General features: G+C 69.2%; 3 protein-coding genes and 2 pseudogenes. All 5 read right to left on the bottom strand.

Annotated features, from left to right (window positions below; all coding sequences use genetic code 11):
* Window positions 1-10,893, bottom strand: a pseudogene (locus A5744_RS24935) (amino acid adenylation domain-containing protein); the annotation flags it as partial.
* Window positions 10,894-10,903: 10 nt separating this feature from the next.
* Window positions 10,904-11,131, bottom strand: coding sequence for an MbtH family protein (locus A5744_RS05930; RefSeq protein ID WP_076059235.1), 228 nt, complete (start codon window positions 11,129-11,131; stop codon window positions 10,904-10,906).
* A gap of 421 nt (window positions 11,132-11,552) precedes the next feature.
* Complete coding sequence (locus tag A5744_RS05935; protein ID WP_076059236.1) at window positions 11,553-19,643, bottom strand: non-ribosomal peptide synthetase; 8,091 nt, start codon at window positions 19,641-19,643, stop codon at window positions 11,553-11,555.
* Entirely contained in the window at window positions 19,640-22,687 is a 3,048-nt protein-coding gene (locus tag A5744_RS25200; protein WP_346425761.1) for an amino acid adenylation domain-containing protein, read from the bottom strand. The genes A5744_RS05935 and A5744_RS25200 overlap by 4 nt, the downstream gene beginning before the upstream one ends.
* Window positions 22,688-22,873: 186 nt before the next feature.
* Window positions 22,874-24,157, bottom strand: a pseudogene (locus A5744_RS25295) (condensation domain-containing protein); the annotation flags it as partial.
* Window positions 24,158-24,175 lie beyond the last annotated feature (18 nt).

The following is a 24,175-nucleotide window of genomic DNA, read 5'->3' on the forward strand; positions in this document are numbered from 1 at the left end:
TGCAATTGGTCCAAGAACCACAACCGGTTCTGGGTGAACGACAACGGCACCACCGCCGGCCGCTCCCCGGCCACCAGGGGCTCGAGCCCGTCCCCCTCGGCGCCGACACGCAGGGCCAACTGGGCCACCGTCGGGGCCTCGAACAAGACACGCACCGCAAGCCCGGCGTCCAGCGACTTGTTGGCCGCCGCGATCACCCGCATCGCCGACAGCGAATCCCCACCCAGCTCGAAGAAGGAGTCGTCAACCCCCACCCGCTCCAGACCGAGGACCTTGGCGTAGATGCCGGCCAGGATCTCCTCCACCGCGCCCGAAGGGGCGCGATAAACGGCACCGTCCTGGTAGTCCGGTGCCGGTAGGGCGCGGACGTCGAGTTTCCCGTTGGGTGTCAGGGGCAGCGCGTCGACGACGACGATCGCGGCCGGCACCATATACGGCGGCAGCTGGTCGGCCAGCTGGGCGCGCAGGCGAGCCGGCTCGCCGGCCCCGGTGACGTAACCCACCAGCCGCTTGTCGCCGGGCCGATCCTCGCGGGCGATCACCGCCGCGTCGTCCACCCCGTCCAGGCCGGCCAGCGCCGAGCGGACGTCACCGAGTTCGATGCGATAGCCGCGGACCTTGACCTGCTCGTCGGCGCGGCCCAGGTACTGCAGCTGCCCGTCGGGCCGCCACCGCACCAGATCCCCGGTGCGATACATCCGCGTCCCGGCCCCGCCGAACGGGCACGCCACGAACCGCGACGCGGTCAAACCTGCCCGGCGGACGTAGCCGCAGCTGACGCCGCGACCGGCCGCGTATAGCTCCCCGACCACCCCGGCCGGCACCGGCCGCAACCACTTGTCCAGCACAAACAACGCCGACCCGGGCACCGGCGAGCCGATCGGCACCACACCCGACCCCGGCGCCAGCGGCGCGCTCAACGTCACCACCATCGTCGTCTCGGTCGGGCCGCAGGCGTTGAGCATCAGCCGCCCCGGCGCCCACCGATCCACCACGTCGGTCGGGCAGGCCTCGCCGGCGACGATCAACGCCATCTGCCCCAACTCCTGCGGCGACAACGTCGCCACCGCGGACGGGGTCCAGGTCAGGAGGCTGACCCGTTCCCTGACGAGCAGGGCGTGAAAGTCTTCGGACGCGGCGGCAACCGATTCCGGCACCACCACCACGCGCCCGCCGTGCAGCAGCGGGCCCCAGATCTCCCACACCGACGTGTCGAAGCCATAGGAATTGCACTGCGTCCAAATCCCCGGCGGCACATAGGAATCCGCGACCGCGAGGAACTGGGTCACGTTGCGGTGGGTTACGGCGACCCCCTTGGGGACACCGGTCGTGCCCGAGGTGTAGATGATGTGGGCGATGTCGTCCGGTGCGGGTCCGGGCAGTGCGGTGCTGGGCTGGGCGCGAATCCGCGGGTCGTCGACATCGATGACCGTCACACCGTGCCCGTGTAGCCGGTCGGCGTGCTCGGCGGTGGTGATCGCGGCGATGGGCGCGGCATCGGCCAGCATGAACTCGATCCGCGCGTCGGGGTGCGCCGGGTCGATCGGCAGGTAGGCGGCCCCGGTCTTGAGCACCGCCGCAATCGCCACGATCGCCTCGGCCGATCTGGGAAACAGCACCGCCACCGACTGCCCCGGGCCCGCACCGTGGCCGGAAAGCAAGTGCGCCAACCGATTCGACGCCTCGTCGACCTCGCGGTACGTCCATGACCGCTCCCCGTGCCTGATCGCTACGGCCTCCGGAGCCTGGACGACCTGCGCGGCGAACAACGCCGGGATGGACGCCCCCGGGACTGGGGGCTGGGCCAGCACTGCCCGGTTCCCCCACCGGTCCAGCTGGGCCTGCTGGTCGTCGTCGACGAGATCGATCGACGACAGCCGCCGGGCCGGGTCGGTGGTGAGGGCCACCAACACCCGCCGCAACCGCTCGATCAGCCCCTCGATGCTGGCCGCATCGAACACGTCGGTGCGAAATTCCACCTCCCCGCCGATTCCGGCGGGCTCGCCGGCGTCGGTCCAGCGTTCGGCCAGGGAAAAGGCGAGGTCCATGCGGGCGGTGTGGGTGTCGACCGGCAGCGGCGTGACCCGCAGATCCGCCAGGCTCAGCGTGGCGGGCTCGTTGTTCTGCCAGGCCAACAACACCTGCACCAGCGGATGGTGGGCCTGGCTCCGGGTGGGGTTGAGCCGCTCCACCAGGACCTCGAAGGGCACGTCTTGGTGTTCGTAGGCGGCCAGGCTGCGCTGGCGCACCTGGTCCAACAATTCGGTGGCCGTGGGATCACCGGTCAGATCCACCCGCAGCACCAGGGTGTTGATGAAGGAGCCCACCAACTCGTCGAGCGCGGGGTCGCGCCGCCCGGCGATCGGGAACCCCACCGCCACGTCGTCGGTGGCGCCGAGCGTGGACAGCAACACCGCCAGCGCGGCCTGCATCACCATGAAGCTGGTCGCATCGTGCTTGCGGGCCACGTCGCGCACCCGCTGCTGCAGGTCCGCCGGCCAGTCAACCGAAACCCGGGCACCGCGGTAATCGCCGACCGCCGGGTAGGGCCGGTCAGTGGGAAGCTCCAGCCGCTCGGGCATCCCGGCGAGGGCGTCCTGCCAGTAGGCCAGCTGCGCGGCCATGCGGCTGTCACTGTCGTCGAGCTCACCGAACTGCGTGCGCTGCCACAGCGTGTAGTCGACGTACTGCACCGGCAGCGGCGTCCAGTCGGGGGCTTGCCCAATGGACCGGCTGGCATACGCCACACCCAAATCACGCACCAGCGGCCTCACCGACCAGCCATCGGCGGCGATGTGGTGCACGGCGGCCACCAGCACGTGCTCGTGTTCGCCGACGTGGAAAAGCCTTGCCCGCAAAGGGATCTCGCCGGCAAGGTCAAACGTGTACTGCACCGAGGTGCCGATGGCTTCCCGCAGCCGGCTTTCCGGCCAGCCGGTGGCGTCGATAACTTCCCAACCGAAGTCGATCCGCTCGACCGGCAGCACTATCTGCTGGGGGATCCCGTCGTGCGCGGCAAACACTGTCCGCAGACTTTCGTGGCGGGCCACCACATCGGCCAGGGCCGCACCCAACGCGTCGGCGTCGAGGCGCCCGCGCAGCCGCAACGCCACCGCCATGTTGTAGATCGGGGATGGCCCCTGCAGCTGGTCGAGGAACCACAACCGGTTCTGGGCAAACGAGAGCGGAACCACCGCCGGCCGCTCCCCCGCCACCAAGGGCTCCAGCCCGTCCCCGCCCGCCCCGATGCGGGGCGCCAACTGCGCCACCGTGGGCGCCTCGAACAGGGTTCGCACCGAAACGCCTGCATTCAGAGACTTGTTGATCGAGGCGATCACCCGCATCGCCAACAGCGAATCCCCGCCCAGATCGAAGAACGACTCGTCCACGCCGACCCGCTCCAGCCCCAACACCTGGGCGTAGATCCCGGACACGATCTCCTCGGTCAGGGTCGCTGGGGCGCGGTAACCACCGGCATCCGAGTATTCCGGTGCGGGCAGGGCGCGGGTGTCGAGCTTGCCGTTCACCGTCAACGGCAGCGCGTCCAGCACCACCACCGCGGCCGGGACCATGTACTCGGGCAACCGCTCGGCCAGCGCCGCGCGCGCCGTCGCCGGCTCGACGGTCCCCGTCACGTAGCCGACCAGCCGCTTGTCGGCGGGGCGGTCCTCGCGGGCGATCACCACCGCCTGCTCCACCCCGTCCACGCCGGCCAGCGCGGCCTGGATTTCGCCGAGCTCGATGCGATAGCCGCGGATCTTGACCTGCGCGTCGGCACGCCCGAGATAGTGCAGCTGTCCGTCGACGCCCCAGGAGACGAGATCGCCGGTGCGATACATGCGTGCTCCGGGTCCGCCGAACGGGCACGCCACGAACCGCGTCGCCGTCAACGCCGCCCGGCCGACATACCCGTACCCCTGGCCGGAGCCGGCCACATACAACTCCCCGACGACGCCGGCGGGCACCGGCCGCAACCAGCCGTCGAGCACGAAGAAGCCGAGGTGTCCCAGCGGCACCCCGATCGGGCTGACGTTGACGTCGACGTCGTCGCCGACAATCTCGCGGAACGAGGCATGCACCGTCGTCTCGGTGATGCCGTACATGTTGATCAGCCGCGGGGATCCGGGGTGGTTGTCCAGCCAGGTCCGAAGACGTTGTGGTTCAAGCGCTTCGCCGCCGAACACCACCGTCTCGAGTGTGAGCTGATCTCCGGACGATTGCGCGTCGACGGCTTGCAGCGCATAGAACGCCGACGGGGTCTGGCTCAGCACGCTGACCCGTTCGCGAATCAGCAAGGCACGCAAGTCTTCCGGCGAGCGCACCGCCGCCTCGGGCGCCACCACCAGGCGCCCGCCGTGCAGCAGCGCCCCGAAGACCTCCCACACCGAGAAGTCGAAGGCCAGGGAATGGCATTGGGTCCACGCCTGCCCCGGCGACAGCTCCAGGTCGGCGTCGAGCACCTCGAGCAGCCGAACAACGTTGCGGTGGGCGACGGCCACCCCCTTGGGGACACCCGTCGTGCCCGAGGTGTAGATCAGGTAGGCGATCTCATCCGCGCCTGGTGCCGGCAACCCCGTGCTGGGCTGGGCGCCGATCCGCGGGTCGTCGACATGGAGGACGGGAAGGTCGGACCCGGCCAGCCGCTCGGCCACCTCGGCGGTGGTGATCGCGGCGGCCGGCGCGGCATCGCCGAGCACGAACTGCATCCGCGCGTCCGGCACCACCGGGTCGATCGGCACATATGCCGCACCGGTTTTCAGCACCGCCAGGATCGCCACGACCGCTTCGGCCGAGCGGGGAAACAGCAGCGCCACCCGCTCGCCCGGTCCGACGCCCCGGCCGATCAGCAAGTGCGCCAACCGATTCGACGCCTCGTCCAGCTCGCGGTACGTCGTGCAGCGGCCTTCGAAGGTCAGCGCCACCGCCTCGGGCGCGCGCGCGACTTGCGCGGAGAACAACGCCGGAATCGACGCCGACGTGCTGGCCGGCCGGGTGAGCGCCGCCCGGTTGGCCCATCCGTCCAGGCGGGCGCGTTCCTCGGCGTCCAGTACATCCATCGCCGACAGCCGCTGGGCGGGATCGGCGGCCATGGCCGCCAAGATGTGCTGCAGCCGCCCGATCAGTGTGTCGATGGTGGACGCGTCGAACACATCGGTGTCGTATTCGACGCGCAGGCCCAATTCGCTGCCCGGCAGCACCTGCACGGCGAGCGGGTAGTGGTTGTATTCGCGGTTGGTGAACTCGGTGACGGTCAGCCCGTCGACGCCCGACAACACCTCGATGTCGATCGGGTAGTTCTCGAACGCCAAAAGGGTGTCGAACAACTGGTTGTGACCGGTGACGCGGTGGATGTCGCGCAGCGCCAAGTGCTGGTGGTCGAGGGTGTCGTTGTGGACCTGCTGCAGCCGATCGAGCAGGTCCGCGACCGTGGTGCCCGCCGCCATGTTCGCCCGCACCGGCACCGTGTTGATCAGCAGTCCCACCATCGAGTCCGCGCCCAGCACCTCGGCGGGCCGACCCGAGACCGTGACACCGAAGGCGACATCATGCTGGCCGGTCAGCAGGGTCAGCAGCTGCGCCCAGGCGCCCTGCAGCACGATGTTGACCGTGGTCCGGCAGGACCGCGCGAGCTCTCCGACGTCGCGGGTGATCTCTGCCGGGACCCGGAACGAGGCAACGGCGCGCCGCCCCAGCTTGAGCCGATCGGGCGGGCCGACCAGGGTCGGCGCCTCGAACCCCGCGAGCGCCGCCTGCCACGCCGCGCGGGCCGCGCCGACGTCTCGATCGGCCAGCCAGGTGACAAACCGGCGATACGGCGCGGCCGCCGGCAGCCGTTGGCCGTAATAGCTGGCGAAGATTTCCTGCAGCACGATCGGCAGCGACCAGCCGTCGACCACGATGTGGTGGAAGGTCAGGACGAACCGGTGTTGATGCGGCGCGGTGCGGATCAGCGCCGCCCGAAAAGCCGACTCCTCAGCGAGATCGCGGACCGCCGCGCGCTCAGCGGCACAGAGCCGCTGCACCTGCTCCTCGACGTCGGCGTCGGTGCCGCCGTCCAAATCGACGTACTGCCAACCGGTCTCGGGATCGGCCGGGATGATCTGCACCGGCTGGTCGAATTGCTCGGAGAACAACGCCGCCAGGTTGGGATGCCGGTTGACCATTGTTTGCACCGCATCGCGCAGGCGATGCGGGTCAAGAGGGCCGGTCGCGGTGATGTCGAGCTGAACGGCGTACAGATCGTCGCCACCTTGGACGGTGCTGGCGTGGAAGAGCAGCCCCTGTTGCAGTGGGGTCAGGGGCAGGACGTCAGCGATCCGCATAGTGTCGCTGGAGCTCGTCGATCTGCTGCTGGCTAAGACCGGCGAGCGCGATATCAGACGGCGTCAACCCGCCTCCACCGCCGCGCACATGCGCGCAGATACCGGCCAGGGCCTCGAACCACAATTGGCTCAGCCGGTTAACGTGCGCGTGAGTCAGCGCCGAGGGCGCCCAGGTCCAGTTGGCCTGCAGGCGCGGGCCCGAGCCGGTGTCGACGGTGCCGGCATTGAGCTCCAGGGTGTGCATCAGCGGCATGGGTATTGCCGCGCTGGCACCGCCGGCTGCCAAACCGTCCTCGCAGAGTCGCCAGAGGTCGTCGGACATCTCGGCTGCCCCCGCGCCCATGCGCCCCAGGTAGTTGAAGCCGATTGGCGGGTCGGCATCGGCCAGGTCGACGTCGGGGTTCAGGTAGCGCAGCACCCCGTAAGTCAGCGGGTCCGGGAGCGCCCGAAGCTGCTCTTTCGCCTCCTTGACCAGGGCACCAAGCGCGGCTTCGCCGGCTCCCACCTGAGCCCAGCGCAGCCCGCTAAGGGCAAGGGCGACAGGGTATTTGGTGGTAAACCAACCCACCGTGCGCGACAGATCGACATCGGCGCCCAGCTCCTCGTGGCGTCCGTGGCCCTCGACGTCGATACCGATCGGCGCGCCACCGGTCCCCAAGAACTCCGAGAGCGCCAGCCCGAACGCGATCAGCAAAATGTCTTGCACCCCAGCGCGAAACGCGGACGGCACCTCACCGAGCAGCATCCGGGTAGTCTCGACGTCCAGCTCCGCCGACAACTGCCCGGCGCTGACGTAGCTGTCGATCTCCGGTTGGACGTCGGGCAGCACCGCCGGGACCGCCGCCACCTGCCGCCACGCCTCGGTCTGATCGACCACCGCCGGATCGCGTGCGTATTCGGCCAGCAGCTTCGCCCACCGGGCAAACGACGTCCCGCCGGCCGGCAACGCCACCGGTTGCCCGCTGTGATGCTGGGCCCACGCAATGTTGAGGTCTTCCAACAGGATTCGCCAGGACACCCCGTCGACGGCCAGATGGTGGACGATCAACGCCAACTGCCCGGTGGAGGCCGCCCACACGGCGCTGAGCATCACGCCGGCGGCCGGATTCAACCGCGACCGCGCATCGACGAGGACCTCGTCAGAGAGCACGTCGACCGATTGCAGGCATGCGCCGGCATCCACCGATCCCACGTCGGGCACCTGCAGCGACCAACCTCCGGTGCCGTCGTCGTCGACGCGCAGCCGCAGCATGGCGTGCCGATCCAGCAGCGCCTGCAGCACCACCTTCACGTCGGCCTCGCTGACGCCGGCCGGAGCCGCAACGACCACGGTCTGGTTGAACTGGTCGACCGGGCCGTCGATGTCGTTGAGCCACCGCATGATCGGGGTGGCTATCACCGCGCCAAGGCCCTCGTCGACCACGTCGCCGGAACCGTCGGCGACACCGGCCACCCGGGCCAGCCGGGCGACGGTCTGCTCGACGAAGATGTCGCGCGGACGGCACACCACACCGGCCGCCCGCGCCCGGGCCACCACCTGCATCGACAAAATGCTGTCGCCGCCCAGCTCGAAGAACGACTCGTCGACGCCGACCCGCTCGACACCGAGCACCTGGGCGTAGATGCCGGCCAGGATCTCCTCGACCGCGCTGACGGGGGCGCGGTAACGATCGGCATCGGAGTACTCCGGCGCGGGCAGGGCGCGCTTGTCGAGCTTGCCGTTGACCGTCAGCGGCAGCGCCTCCAGCCTCACCACCGCGGCCGGCACCATGTAGGACGGCAGCCGCTCGGCCAGCGCGGCGCGCGCCGCGGCCGGCTCGGCGGTTCCGGTCGTGTACCCCACCAGTCGCTTGTCGCCGGGGCGGTCCTCGCGGACGATCGCCACCGCCTGCTGGACCCCGCCCACGCGGGCCAGTGCCGCCTGGACTTCACCCAGCTCGATCCGGTAGCCGCGGATCTTGACCTGCTCGTCGGCGCGGCCCAGGTATTCCAGCTGCCCATCGCCACGCCAAGACACCAGATCGCCGGTGCGATACATCCGTGTTCCCGGCGCTTCGGGCTCGCTGAACGGGCAGGCCACAAACCGCGTCGCGGTCAACCCGCCCCTCCCGACGTAGCCGTATCCCAGGCCGGAACCGACCACATACAGCTCGCCGACCACCCCGGCCGGGACCGGCCGCATCCAGCCGTCCAGCACGAAAAAGCCCAGGTGCTCGAGCGGCACCCCGATGGGACTGGCGGTGCTGTCGATGTCGGCTTCGCCGATCTCCCGGAACGAGGCGTGCACCGTGGTCTCGGTGGTGCCGTACATGTTGATCAGCCGCGGCAGCCCGGGGTGGTTGTGCAGCCATTTCTTGAGACGTTGGGGCTCCAGCGCCTCGCCGGCGAATATCACCGTTTGGAGCTTGAGCTGGCGGCCCAGCTCGGGCGACAGCGCGTCGGCGGTTTGCAGCGCGTAGAACGCGGACGGCGTCTGGCTCAACACGGTGACCTGCTCCCTGACCAGCAGGGCGTGGAAGTCTTCCGGTGACCGTGCGACCGATTCAGGCACCACGACCAACCGGCCGCCGTGCAGGAGTGCGCCCCAGATCTCGCAGACCGAGACGTCGAACGCCAGGGAATGCCACTGCGACCACACCTGGCCGGTCAACTCCAGGCTGTCGTCCAGCGTCTTCATCAGCTGGATCACGTTGTGGTGGGTGATCGCCACGCCCTTGGGCACGCCGGTGGTGCCCGAGGTGTAGATCAGGTAGGCGGTCTCGTCGGCCGCCGGGGCCGGCAGCGCCGCGCTGGGGTGGGTGGCGATCCGCGGGTCGTCGACATCGATGACCAGCAGCTCGTGCCCGTCCAGCCGGGCGGCCAGGTCGCCGGTGGTCAGCGCCACGAGCGGGGCGGCGTCCTCGAGCATGAACTCGATGCGGGCCGCCGGCACCGCCGGGTCGATCGGCACATACGCCGCCCCGGTCTTCAGCACCGCCAAGATCGACACGATGGCCTCGGCCGACCGGGAGAACAGCAATGCCACCCGCTGCCCCGGCCCCACTCCCTCGCCGGCCAGCAAGTGCGCCAACCGGTTCGACGCCTCGTCGAGCTCGCGGTAGGTCGTGCAGCGGCCCGCGAAGCTCACCGCCACGGCCTCCGGCACGCGCGCCACCTGCGCCGCAAACAACGCCGGGATCGACGCGGCGGGCGCCGGCCGCTCGGCCAGCACGGGCCGGTTACCGATCTCGTCGATGCGGGCCTGCTCGGCCTCATCGAGCAGATCGATCGACGACAGCCGCCGTGTCGGGTCGGCGGTCATCGCTGTGAACACCCGCTCCAGGCGCTTGGCCAGCTCGCCGATCTCGCAGTTCGCAAACAATTGGCCGGTACCCGGCGTGCTCAGGAAGAGCTTTTCCTCGTCCCGGAAAAAGACCAGGCGGAACTGATCCCCCAAACCGTCGTGGGTCAGCGTCGCCGTCACCGCGGAACCGGCAAGGTCCGTCAGGTGTGTCGTCGGAATGAAATTAAGCCCAACCCGATTCGACGCCTGCCCGAAGGCATGGAAGTGCGCCGCGTTCTCCATGGCGTGCACCGGGAAACGCTGGTGCTGCAACGTCTCGCGGATCCGCGTGTCGACATGCGCACAGAACTCGGCGATCGACGCGCTCGGTGACGCCGTCAACACCAGCGGGACGACGCCGGAAATCATCCCGGGCACCAACTTCAGCTGCGGATCCACCCGCCGGCTGACCGGGAAGTCGAACACGACCTGCGAGCCCTCACCGTCGCAGCCGCCCACCAGCAGCGCGCATGCCGCGGTCATCACCGACGATCGGCGCATCCCCAGCGCCCGCGCCAACTCGTCCATCCCGGCTACCGCGACCGGGTCCAACTCCACCGGAGCACCAAACTCGTGCGGGTCACGCCCGCCGGCCTCCACCACCGACCCGGCCTGCCGTTCGCTGTCCGGCGGAAGGTGATCCGCCCAGTAGGCCCGGTCCTCGTCGTAGTCGGCGGAGGCTTCGTACGCCAGCTCGCAATCGACCAGATCGGTCAGCGACCCGAAGAACGCGGGAGGGGCCGACACGCCCTCAGTCATCGCGTTATAGACGGTCGCCAGCCGGTGCAGAACGAAGGCGAGGCCGACGCCGTCGGTCACGATGTGGTGGCAGCAGACGAAGAAATAGAACTCGTCGATCCGCGTTTGCATCAACGCGAATTTGAACAGCGGACCGCTCAGCGGCATTACCGTGCGCTGAATCGACGACGCCAGCCGATACGCATCGCGCTCGGGATCGTGCGAGCCCATCAGGTCATAGCGGGCAAGCTCAACGTGCGGGTCGTCCACGATCTTCTGGAAAACCTGGCCGTCCTGCTGGAAAAACGACGCGCGCAGCGGTTCGGCCTCGCTGACCGCGTGACGGATCGCCGATTCGAACACATCGGTGTCGAGTGGTCCGGCGATTCGCACGAACACGCCCAGTTGCCACCTGGCGCCGAAGAGCCCCGTCTCCTCGGCCAGCCAGATGTCCTGCTGAGCTCTCGTCAGCGGAAGTGCCCGGTCCTCAAGTTCCATAAGATCCCCCAAGCCCGATGGTCTACTTCTCTGCCTGAACCGCTGCCAGCCTCTCGCGCAGACTCCTCGGCCGGATATCGGTCCAGTTCTGTTCGATGTAGTCCAGACATGCAGCGCGCTCGGCTTCGCCGTAAACCACCCGCCAGCCGGCAGGAACATCGGCGAAGACCGGCCACAGACTGTGCTGCTCCTCGTCGTTGATCAAGACGAGGAAGCTGCCACCGTCGTCGTCGAACGGATTGACGCTCACCGATTCTCCGTACCCGCTAGTCGAAATGAAGGAAACCCCTCACAAACGGTAATGGAGGCTAGTAGGGCCTGTATGCGCTTTCGAAAAAGTCCCTGGTGCGATCCGAGTGACCCTCGACACAACTCGCCGATCAGTGCCCCATACGGGCTTTCGCGGCTGGCGCTTCCGGCGCTCTGAGCTGCGACGATGGGTTCCGCTTCGGCGCGGTTGTCCGCCGGAGCCCTAGCCGCTCCAGACGGTGAATTTTTGGTGCTCGTCAATGCCGCGTTAACACAACCCCGACGTTGCCGCTCATAAGAACTTCATAAGCGGCGCCGAAGAATTCGCTGCCGACGGTTATTCGTCAAAGCGCGCGGGCCTCGACGTTGGCCGGCCGGGCGGCCGCGAAATCCCTTGGCGTGGTTCGGGTTCCGGCGCCGCGTCACTTCGCGGTGATGACGGCCGTCGGCATGCTGCCCAAGTGCTGACTCAAGCTTCGAACGGAGGCCGCGTCGAATAGGGCGCGCACCGCAAGGCGGACGTTCAAAGCGGCGTTGATCGCCGCGATAACCCTCATCGCCGCCAACGAATCCCCGCCCATATCGAAAAACGAGTCATCGACGCTCACCCGCTCGATCCCCAGCACCCGGGCATAGATATCGGCCACGATCTCCTCGACCGCATTGGCCGGCGCCCGGTAACCCTCGGCATCCCGGTGTTGCGCCGCCGGCGGCGCCGTGGGGTCACGACGGCCGCCTGGCCGGGCGTCCGCATCGGCGTCCAGCGCATCCATCGACGACAACCGTCGCGTCGGCTCCGCGGTCATCGCCACCAGCAGTCCGCGCAATTGCCCGATCAACGCTTCGATGCCGGCCTCGTCGAAAAGCTCGGTCCGGTATTGGACGCGAAGCTCCAGCTCACGGCCCGGCGCGGCTTGGATCGTGAGCGGGTAGTGGTAGTAGTCGCGGGTGGTGACGTCGGTGATGGCCAGCCCGTCGATGCCCGACAACGCCGCGGTGTCGGTCGGATAGTTTTCGTACACGAAAACCGTGTCGAACAACCTTTCCCGGCCGGCGATGCGATGAATATCGCTAAGGGCCAGGTGCTGGTGTTCGAGCGTGTGATTGTGTGCGCTTTGCAGCTGGTCCAGCAGGTCCGCTGCGGTGGTTTCCGCCGCGACGATGGCCCGTACCGGCACCGTGTTGATCAACAGGCCCACCATCGATTCCGCGCCGGCCACCTCGGCCGGCCGCCCCGACACGACGGCGCCGAAGGCGACGTCACGCTGACCGGTCAGCGACATCAGCAGGAGCGCCCAAGCGCCCTGCAACACGGTGCTGACGGTGGTGCGCCGCGAGCGGGCCAGCTCGCCGATGGCGCGGGTGGTCTCCTCGGGCACCCGGAACGTTTGATCGCCGCGGCGCCCGAGCCCTAACCGATCCGGCGGGCCCACCAGGGTGGGGGTGTCGAAGCCGGCCAGCGCGTCGCGCCAGGCCGCGTGGGCGGCTCCGCGATCCCGATCGGCCAGCCAGTCGACGAATCGGCGATACGGCACGGCGGCGGGCAGGCGATGCCCGCAGTAGCCGGCGAAGATTTCCCGCAGCAGGATCTGCAGGGACCAGCCGTCCATCAATATGTGGTGATTGGTGAGCACAAACCGGTGCCGATCCGCCCGGGTGCGGATCAACGCCACCCGAAAGGCCGGTGGGTTGTCGAAATCGCAGACCGCGGCGCGTTCGTCGGCGCAGAGCCGCTGGATCTGCTCCTCGACATCGGCGCCGCTCGCGTCCAGCTCGACGTACCGCCACGGCGGCGCCGGATCGGCCGGGATGAGTTGCACCGGCTCGTCGAATTGCGCGCAGAAGCGGGCCGCCAGGTTGGGATACCGTTTGACCACCGCGGACGCCGCATCGCGCAACCGATGCTGGTCGAGCGGGCCCGTGATGGTGATGTCCAGCTGCACCGCATACGCGTCGTCGCCCGATCCGTGCGCGGCGTTGGCGTGGAACAACAGCCCCTGCTGCAGGGGGGTCAGCGGCAAAATGTCGGCGACGCGGTGTTGCCGCTCCAGGTCGTCGATCTGCTGCTGGCTCAATCGGGCGGGCACGATGTCGGACGGCGTCAACCCGCCCCCGCCGCGGCGCACGTGCGCGCAGATGCCGCCCAGAACGTCGAACCACAGCCGGCTCAGCCTGCCGACCTGTTCGTCGTCCAGCGCCGATTGCGCCCACGTCCAGTTGGCCTGCAGGTGCGGGCCGGCGTCGGTATCGACGGTGGCGGCGTTGAGGTCGACGGTGTGCGGCAGCGGCATCTCGATGGCCGCGCTGACGCCGGCGATCTCTTCGCCGTCGGAGCTGACACGCCAGAAATCGTCGGAGATCTCGGTGGCCGCCGCGCCCAGCCGCCCCAGGTAGTTGAAACCGATCCGCGGACCCGGTCCGGCCAGCTGCACCTCGTTGTTCAGATAACGCAGCAAGCCGTACGTCAACGGATCCGGCAGAGCGCGAAGCTGCTCCTTGGCCTCCTTGACGGCGGCCGCCAACGCGGCGTCGCCCGCCACGATCTGCGCCCAGGGCACCCCACCGACCGCCAGGGACACGGGGTAGATGGTCGTGAACCACCCGACGGTGCGCGACAGGTCAAGATCGGGGGCCAGCTCCTCATGACGCCCGTGGCCCTCCACATCGATGCCGATCGGCGCGCCGTCGCTCCCCAAAAACTGCGCCCACGCCAGGCCGAACGCGATCAACAGGATCTCGTGTATCCCGGCGTGAAACGCCGCCGGCACCTCACCGAGCAGCATGCGGGTGTCCTCGACACCCAGCGACACCGACAAGCGTCCGGCCCTGGCGAATGTGTCCACCGCGGGTCGCACCGCGGGCAGCGCCGCCGGAACCGCCGCCACCCGCCGCCAAGCGTCCGCCTGGTCCACGACTTCCGGGCGCTGCGCATGCTCGGCGAGCAGTGACGCCCACCGGGCAAACGACGTCCCCTCCGCGGACAAGACCACCGGCTGCCCACCGCGATGCTGAACCCAGGCGATGTTCAAGTCGGTCAGCAGCACCCGCCACGACACCCCGTCGACGGCCAGATGGTGGATCAGCAACGCCAGCTGGCCGGTCGAGGGCACCCACAACGCGCTGAGCATCGCCCCGACGGCCGGGTTCAACCTCGACCGGGCCTGCAGCACCGCCTCGTCGGAGAGCGCCTCGACGGATCGCAGGTGCGCGCTCGCGTGGACCAACCCCGCCTCGAGCACCGTCAACGACCAGCCGCGGGCCCCGTCGTCGGCGACGCGCAGCCGCAGCATGGGATGCCGGTCCAGCAACGCCTGCAGCACGACGACCACGTCCGCCTCGGTCACGCCCGCTGGAGCCCGCAACACCGCCGTCTGGTTGAACTGCTCGACGGGGCCACCCAGCCCCTTCAACCACCGCATGATCGGCGTTGCGACCACATGCTTGACACCCTCGTCCGCCGTGCGATCCGGACCGATGGTCACGGACAGCAACGGCGCCTTGCGGACCACCCGGGCCAGCCGGGCCACGGTCTGCTCGACGAAGATGTCGCGCGGCCGACACACCAGACCGGCCACCTGCGCCCGCGCCACCACTTGCATCGACAGGATGCTGTCGCCGCCCAGCTCGAAGAACGACTCGTCGGCGCCGACCCGCTCCAGCCCGAGCACCTGGGCGTAGATGCCGGCGAGGGTCTCCTCGACGGGGCCCTCCGGGGCGCGGTACTGATCGACCTCCTGGTATTCCGGCGCGGGCAGGGCGCGGGTGTCGAGTTTGCCGTTGACGGTCAGCGGCAGGGCGTCGATCACCAGCACCGCGGTCGGCACCATGTAGGCCGGCAGCCGGTCGGCCAGTGCGGCGCGCGCCGCGGCCGGATCGGCGGTCCCGGTGACGTATCCGACCAGGCGTTTGTCGCCGGGGCGGTCCTCGCGGGCGATCACCACGGCCTGCTGCACGCCGGGCTGCGCGGCCAGCGCCGCCTGCACCTCACCGAGTTCGATGCGATACCCGCGGATCTTGACCTGCTCGTCGGCGCGGCCCAGGTACCGCAGTTGTCCGTCGGCACCCCAGCACACCAGGTCACCGGTGCGATACATGCGTGCTCCTGGCGCTCCCGCGCCGGCGAACGGGCAGGCCACAAACCGTGTCGCCGTCAATCCGGCCCGGCCGACATACCCGTACGCCAGCCCGCCGCCGGCCACGTACAGCTCCCCGACCACCCCGGCGGGCACCGGCCGCAACCAGCCGTCGAGCACGAAGAACCCGAGGTGTGCTAGCGGTACGCCGATCGGGCTGGCGTTGCTGTCGACATCGGCGTCGACGACCTCCCGGAACGAGGCGTGCACCGTCGTCTCGGTGATGCCATACATGTTGATCAGCCGCGGCGACCCCGAGTGGTGGTGCAGCCACGTCGCGAGACGCTGGGGTTCCAGCGCCTCGCCGCCGAAGACCACCGTCTCGAGCTTGAGCTGGTCCCCCAGCTCGGGCTGCAACGCGTCGGCGGTTTGCAGCGCGTAAAACGCCGAAGGGGTCTGGCTCAACACATTGGCTTGTTCTTTGACGAGCAAGGCGTGGAGGTCTTCGGGCGAGCGCACCACCGAATCGGGCACCACGACCAGGCGCCCGCCGTGCAACAGGGCACCGAAGATCTCCCACACCGAGAAGTCGAATGCCAGGGAGTGGCATTGGGTCCAGACCTGACCCGGCGACAGGTCGCGGTCCAGAGATTCCAGCAGCTGGGTCACGTTGCGGTGGGCGACGGCCACCCCCTTGGGGACGCCGGTGGTGCCCGAGGTGTAGATCAGGTAGGCGACGTCGGCGGGGGTCGGCCCGGGCAACACGGCGCTGGGTTCGGCGTCGGCGGGGAGGTCGTCGGGTAGGTCGTCGATATTGACGACGGGAAGGCCGCATCCGTCCAGCCGCACGGCCAGTTCGGTGGTGGTGATCGCGGCGATCGGTGCGGCGTCGTCGAGCATGAACTCCATGCGCGCCGCGGGCGCCGACGGGTCTATGGCCAGATACGCCGCCCCGGTTTTCAGCACGGCCAGAATCGACACGACCGCTTCGGCGGAACGGGCGAACAGCAGTGCCACACACTGGCCCGGGCCCGCCCCCTGCCCGATCATCAAGTGCGCCAACCGATTCGACGCCTCATCGACCTCCCGGTAAGTCATGCCGCGATCCCCACAGGTGATCGCCACCGCCTCCGGGGCCCGCGCCGCCTGCGCGGCGAACAACGCCGGAATCGACGCCGCGGGCGGGGCCGCCTCGGTCAGCACGGCGCGGTTGCCCCACGCATCCAGGCGGGCGTACTCACCGGCATCGAGCACATCCACCGAGGACAGCCGGCGGGCGGGATCGGCGGTGATCGCCACCAGCACCCGTCGCAGCCGCTCGATCAACGCCTCGATGCTCGACGCGTCGAACACGTCGGTGCGAAACTCCACCTCACCACCGATCCCGGCGGGCTGGCTGTCCTCGGTCCAGCGTTCGGCCAAGGAGAACGTCAGGTCCGTGCGGGCGCTCTGGGTGTCCACCGGCAACGGGGTGGCCTGCACGTCGCCCAAACTCAGCTTCGCGGGCTCGTTGTTCTGCCACGCCAACATCACCTGGACCAGCGGGTGATGGGTCAGCGACCGGGTGGGGTTGAGCCGCTCCACGAGCACTTCGAACGGCACGTCTTGGTGTTCGTAGGCGGCCAGGCTGCGCTGGCGCACCTGGGCCAACACCTCGGCGACGGTCGGATCGCCGGTCAGGTCCACCCGCAGCACCAGGGTGTTGACGAAGAAGCCGACCAGCTCGTCGAGCGCGGTGTCTCGACGGCCGGCGATCGGGAATCCCACCGCCACGTCGGGGCTGGCGCTGAGTTTGGACAGCAACACCGCCAGCGCGGCCTGCATCACCATGAAGCTGGTCGCGCTGTGCTCGCGGGCCAGCCGGGTGACCTGCTGCTGTATCTCGACCGGCCAGTCGACCTTCACACTGGCGCCGCGGTGATCGGCCACCGGCGGGTAGGGCCGGTCGGTGGGCAGCGCCAGGCGCTCGGGCATCCCGGCCAGGGCGGCCAGCCAGAATTCCAGCTGGGCGGCGATGCGGCTATCCGGATCGGTCAGCTCACCGAGCTGGTCGCGCTGCCACAACGTGTAATCGGCGTACTGCACCGGCAGCGGCGCCCACCCCGGGGCCTGTCCGGCACTCCGACTGGCATAGGCCACGCCGAGATCCCGCACCAGCGGGGTCACCGACAACCCGTCGGCGGCGATGTGGTGCATCGCGGCCACCAGCACGTGTTCGTCTTCGGCGACGCGGAAAAGCCTTGCCCGCAAAGGGATCTCGGAGGCCAGATCGAAAGGGTGACGTGCCGCCGCACCGATGGCCTCATCCAAGCGGCTAGCCGACCAGTCGGCGGCGTCGACGACCTGCCACCCGAAGTCGGCCCGCTCGACGGGAACAACCACCTGCTGGGGCATGCCGTCGGGCGCCGCGAACAGCGTTCGCAGGCTTTCGTGGCGGCCCACCACATCGCCGAGCGCCGCGCCCAACGCGTCGACGTCAAACTCGCCGCGTAGCCGCAACGCCACCCCGATGTTGTAGGTCGGTGACGGCCCCTCCAACTGGTCCAGGAACCACAACCGGGACTGGGCGAACGACAGCGGCAGGACGGCGGGCCGCGGGCCGGGCACCAACGGCTCGGGCCCTTCCCCGTCGGCACCGATCCGGGGCGCCAGCTGGGCGACGGTCGGCGCCTCGAACACGGTGCGGACCGCGAGGCCGGCGTCCAGGGCCGTGTTGATCGCGGCGATCAGGCGCATCGCCGAAATGCTGTCCCCGCCCAAATCGAAGAACGACTCATCGGCCCCGACGCGCGCCAGACCAAGCACCTGGGCGAAGACACCGGCCAGGGTCTCCTCGACCGGGCCGTTCGGGGCTCGGAAGTGATCGCCGTCCTGGTATTCCGGTGCCGGAAGCGCACGGGTGTCCAGCTTGCCGTTGGAAGTCAGCGGCAGCGCGTCGATCGCGATCACCGCCGCGGGGACCATGTAGACCGGGAGCCGCTCGGACAGCAGCGCGCGGATCTCGACCGGGTTCGCCGTCCCGATGACATAACCCACCAGCCGCTTGTCGCCGGGGCGGTCCTCGCGGGCGATCACCACCGCCTGCTCCACCCCATCGACGGCGGCGAGGGCGGCTTGCACTTCGCCGAGTTCGATGCGATAGCCGCGGATCTTGACCTGCTCGTCGGCGCGCCCCACATACTGCAGCTGCCCGTCGGCGCCCCAGCGCACGCGATCGCCGGTGCGATACATCCGCATCCCCGGACCGCCGAAGGGGCAGGCCACAAACCGGGTCGCCGTCAACCCGGCCCGACCGACATAGCCGGCGGCCACGCCGGTGCCGGCTACGTAGAGTTCCCCGACCACCCCGGTGGGGACGGGCCGCAACTTCCCGTCGAGGACGAACAACGCCGCCCCGTCGACGGGCGACCCGATCGGCGGCGTACCCGATCCCGCCTTCAGCGGTGCGCTGATCGACACGCACATCGTGGTCTCGGTGGGGCCGTAGCCGTTGACCATCACCCGCCCCGGCGCCCATCGATCCACCACCTCGGCCGGGCAGGCCTCACCGCCCATGACCAACGCCGAGTCCACGCCCTCGGGTGACAATGCCGCCACCGCGGTTGGGGTTTGGGTCAACACGCTGACCCGCTCGGCAACCAGCAACGCGTGGAAGTCGTCCGGTGAGGCGGTCACCTCTTCGGGCGCCACCACCACTCGCCCGCCACGCAGCAGCGCGCCGAAGATCTCCCACACCGAGACGTCAAAGGCCAAGGAGTGGCACAGCGCCCACACGCCCGGCGCCGGCAGACCGCCATCCAACGTCGACAACAGCTCCGTCACGTTGCTGTGGGTGGTCGCCACCCCTTTGGGCACGCCCGTGGTGCCGGAGGTGTAGATCAGGTAGGCGAAATCCCCGGCCGTCGGTGCCGGCGTCGGCAGGCCCGTGCCGGGCTGAGCGGCGATGCGCGGGTCGTCGACGTCGACGACCGGGACGTCGTGCCCGTCCAACCGGCCGATCAGCTCGGTGGTGGTGATCGCGGCGACCGGCGCGGCGTCGCCGAGCACGAATTCAACCCGGGAGTCCGGCACCACCGGGTCGATCGGCACATAGGCCGCACCCGTCTTCAATACCGCCAAGAGCGCCACGATCGCCCGTTCCGACCGCGGCAATAGCAGCACGACGCACTGCCCGAGCCGTGCACCGTGGCCAGAAAGCAAGTGCGCCAACCGGTTCGACGCCTCGTCCAGCTCGCGATACGTCATGGTGCGGCCGTCGAAAGTCACCGCCGCCGCCTCGGGCGTGCGCGCCACCTGCTCGGCGAACAACGCCGGAATCGACGACGCCGCCGTCGGCGGCCGGGTCAACGCCGCCCGGTTGCCCCACACATCCAGCTGGGCGAACTCGTCCTCATCGAGCAGATCGATCGCCGATAATCGCTGCCCCGAACGGGCGCTCATGACTGCCCTTCGAGATCGGCGGTCATGGCCACAATCACCCGCCGCAACCGCTCGATCAGCATCTCGATGCTGGCCGCGTCGAACACGTCGGTGCGAAACTCCACTTCCCCGCCGATCCCGGCGGGCTCACCGGACTCGGTCCAACGCTCGGCCAAGCCGAACACCAGATCCATGCGAGCGGTGTCGGCCTCGGCTGGAACCTGCGTAACCCGCAGATCACCCAGCGCCCACGCGGCGGCGGGATCGCTGTCCTGCCCGGCAAGGTTCTGCCACGCCAGCGCCACCTGGATCAGCGGGTGATGGCTCAGGCTACGGGTGGGATTGAGCCGCTCGACGAGCACTTCGAAGGGCACGTCTTGGTGCTCGTAGGCGGCCAGGCTGCGCTCGCGCACCTGCTCCAACAATTCCTCCACGGTGGGGTCCCCGGCCAGATCGACACGCAGCACCAAGGTGTTGACGAAGAAACCGACCAGCTCGGTCAGCGCGGGATCGCGGCGCCCCGCTATCGGGAAACCGATTGCGACATCACTGCTTCCGCTGAGCTTGGACAGCAGCACCGTCAGGGCGGCTTGCACCACCATGAAGCTCGTCGCGCCGTGCTCGCGCGCCACCTCTCGCACCCGCTGCTGCAAGTCGGCCGGCCAGTCCACCGCGACGCGGGCGCCGCGCTGATCGGCAACCGCCGGATAGGGCCGGTCGGTGGGAAGCGCCAACTGCTCGGGGATCCCGGCCAGGGCATCCTCCCAATAGGCCACCTGCGCGGCGATGCGGCTGTGTGCGTCGTCGAGCTCGCCGAGTTGCTCGCGCTGCCACAGCGTGTAGTCGACGTACTGCACCGGCAACGGCGCCCAGTCGGGGGCTTCTCCCGCACAGCGGCTGGCATACGCCACACCCAGATCACGCACCAGCGGGCCAACCGACAACCCGTCGGAGGCGATGTGGTGCACCACGGCCACCAGTACGTGTTCGTCGTCGACTACCCGGAAAAGCTTTGCCCGCAAAGGGATTTCGTTGGCGAGGTCGAACGTGTACCGCGACGCTGTGCCGACGGCCTCCCGCAGCCGGCTTTCCGGCCAGTCCGTCGCCTCCACGACGTCCCAACCAAAATCGGCCCGCTCTACCGGAATTACCAACTGCTGGGGGGTCCCGTCAACCGCCGGGAACAGCGTGCGCAGGCTCTCGTGGCGGCCGATCACGTCGGCGAGGGCGGCACCCAATGCATCGGCGTCGAGGCGCCCGCATAGGCGCAACGCCACCGCCATGTTGTAGAGCGGGGACGGCCCCTGCATCTGGTCGAGGAACCACAACCGGTTTTGGGCGAACGACAGCGGGATCACCGCCGGGCGCTCGACGGCCACCAACGGCTCCAGCCCGTCCCCGCGCGCACCGATGCGGGGCGTCAGCTGTGCGACCGTGGGCCCCTCGAACAGGGCGCGCACCGAAAGACCGGCATCCAGCGCGGCATTGATCGCGCCGATCACCCGCATCGCCGACAGCGAATCCCCGCCCAGCTCGAAGAACGACTCGTCGACGCCGACCCGCTCCAGCCCGAGCACCCGGGCATAGATCCCGGCCACGATCTCCTCGGTGAGGGTGGTCGGGGCGCGGTAACCGCCGGCGTCCTGATACTCCGGCGCGGGCAGGGCCCGCTTGTCGACCTTGCCGTTGACCGTCATCGGCAGGGTATCGATCACGACCACCGCGGCCGGCACCATGTATTCGGGCAACCGCTCGCCCAGCTTCGCGCGCGCCGCGACCGGATCCGCGGTCCCGGTCACGTAGCCGACCAATCGCTTGTCGCCGGGGCGGTCCTCGCGGGCGACCACCACCGCCTGCTGCACCCCGTCCACGCCGGCCAGCGCGGCCTGGACTTCACCGAGCTCGATCCGATAGCCGCGGATCTTGACCTGTTCGTCAGCGCGCCCCAGATACCGCAACTGCCCGTCGGAACCCCAACACACCACATCGCCGGTGCGATACATGCGCGCGCCGGGCGCCCCGAATGGGCAAGCCACAAACCGCGATCCGGTCAACCCGGCGCGGCCCACATAGCCATACGCCAACCCGAAACCGGCCACATACAATTCCCCGACGACCCCGGCGGGCACCGGCCGCATCCAGCCGTCGAGCACGAAAAAGCCCAGATGCGCCAACGGCACCCCGATAGGACTCGCCGCGCTGTCGACATCGCTGTGAACGACCTCGCGGAACGACGCGTGCACCGTCGTTTCGGTGATGCCGTACATGTTGATCAGCCGCGGCAGCCCCTGGTGATTGTCCAACCAGGTCCCAACACGCTGCGGTTCCAACGCTTCACCGCCGAACACCACCGTCTCGAGCTTGAGTTGATCTCCCAACTCGGGGGATTGCGCGTCGACGGTTTGCAGCGCATAGAACGCCGACGGGGTTTGGCTCAACACGCTGACCTGTTCGCGAATCAGCAAGGCGTGCAAGTGTCCCGGCGAGCGAACCACCGATTCGGGCACCACCACCAGCCGCCCACCGTGCAATAGCGCGCCGAAGATCTCCCACACCGAGAAGTCGAAAGCCAGGGAATGACACTGCGTCCACACCTGCCCGGGCGAGAGCCCGAGGTCGGCGTCCAATGCCTCGAGTAGCTGGGTCACGTTGCGGTGCGCGACGGCCACCCCCTTGGGGACTCCGGTGGTGCCCGAGGTGTAGATCAGGTAGGCGATCTCGTCGGGCGCCGGGGCCGGCAATGCGGTGCTGGGCTGGGCGGCGATCCGCGCGTCGTCGACGTCGATCACCGGCAGCCGCTGCCCGTCGAGGCGGTCGGCGTGGGCTGTAGTGGTGATCGCGGCGACGGGCGCGGCGTCGCCGAGCACGAACTGCATCCGCGCGTCCGGCACCACCGGGTCGATCGGCACATACGCCGCACCGGTTTTCAGCACCGCCAGGATCGACACGACCGCCTCGGCCGACCGGGAAAACAGCAGTGCCACCCGATGTCCCGGGCCCACCCCCTGGCCAACCAGCAAGTGCGCCAACCGATTCGACGCCTCGTCAACCTCCCGGTACGTCATGGGACGGCCCTCGAAGCTGATGGCCACCGCCTCGGGGGCGCGGGCGACCTGCGCCGCGAACACCGCCGGAATCGACACCGACGTGGTCGGGGGTTGGGTCAGCGCCGCGCGGTTGGCCCAGCCATCCAGGCGGGCCTGCTCTCCGGGGTCGAGCACATCGACCGAGGACAGCCGCCGCGTCGGGTCGGCGGTGATCGCCACCAAGATACGCTGCAGCCGCTCGATGAGGGTTTCGATGCTGGCCGCGTCGAAGACATCGGTGCGAAACTCCACCTCGCCGCCGATCCCGGCGGGCTGGCCGTCCTCGGTCCAGCGTTCGGCCAACGAAAACGTCAAATCCACGCGGGCGCTATGGGTATCCGCCCGCAGCGGGCTGACCTCCACATCACCCAAGGCCACTCCGGCGGTGGGATCGCCTTGTTGCCAGTTCTGCCAGGCCAGCATCACCTGAACCAACGGGTGATGGGCCAGCGAGCGGGCCGGGTTGAGCCGCTCGACCAATACCTCGAAGGGCACATCCTGATGCTCGTAGGCGGCCAGGCTGCGTTGGCGCACCTGCGCCAAGACCTCGGCTACGGTCGGGTCGCCGGCCACATCGAGGCGCAACACCAGGGTGTTGACGAAAAAGCCGACCAAGTCATCCAGGGCCGCGTCACGCCGCCCGGCGATCGGGAACCCCACGGCCACATCGCTTGTCGCGCTGATCTTCGCCAACAGCACCGCCAACGCGGCCTGCATCACCATGAAACTGGTCGCGTTGTGTTCCGCCGCCACGCGGCGCAGCCGCTGCTGCACCTCGACCGGCCACTCCACCGCAACCGTGGCCCCCCGGTAGTCGGCCACCGGCGGATAGGGCCGATCGGTCGGCAACGCAAGGCGCTCCGGCATCCCCGCCAAAGCGCCTTCCCAGTAAGCCAATTGGGCGCCGATCCGGCTCTCGCTGTCGTCGAGTTCACCGAATTGCGCGCGCTGCCACAGCGTGTAATCGACGTACTGCACCGGCAATGGCATCCACCCCGGCGCCTGCCCCACCGCGCGACTGGCGTAGGCCACGCCCAGATCGCGCACCAGCGGGCCGATCGAGAGCCCGTCGGCCGCGATGTGATGCACCACCGCGGCCAGCACATGCTCATCCTCGCCGACGCGGAAAAGCCGCGCCCGCAACGGGATCTCGTCCGCCAGATCGAACGCGTGGGCCGCCATCTCCTCAATGGCGTCCCGCAGCCGGCCTTCCGACCAGCCCGCAGCGTCCACCACATCCCAGCCGAAGTCGGCCCGCTCAGCCGGCACCACGACCTGCTGCGGTGCGCCCTGCGGGGCGACGAACACGGTGCGCAGGCTCTCGTGGCGGGCCACCACATCGGCCAACGCCAAACTCAGCGCATCGGCATCGAGCTGACCCCGCAGCCGTAGGGCCACCGCCATGTTGTAAACCGGTGAGGGCCCGTGCAATTGGTCCAAGAACCACAACCGGTTCTGGGTGAACGA

The sequence above is a fragment of the Mycobacterium sp. IS-1264 genome, from assembly GCF_001954195.1.
In the GTDB taxonomy this organism is placed as follows: Bacteria; Actinomycetota; Actinomycetes; order Mycobacteriales; family Mycobacteriaceae; genus Mycobacterium.

Bases quoted from the DNA above. Each gene is read 5' to 3' on its own strand.
- A5744_RS05935 (WP_076059236.1), bottom strand. From the start codon at position 19,643: ATGAGCGCCCGTTCGGGGCAGCGATTATCGGCGATCGATCTGCTCGAT.
- A5744_RS25200 (WP_346425761.1), bottom strand. From the start codon at position 22,687: ATGACGTACCGGGAGGTTGACGAGGCGTCGAATCGGTTGGCGCACTTG.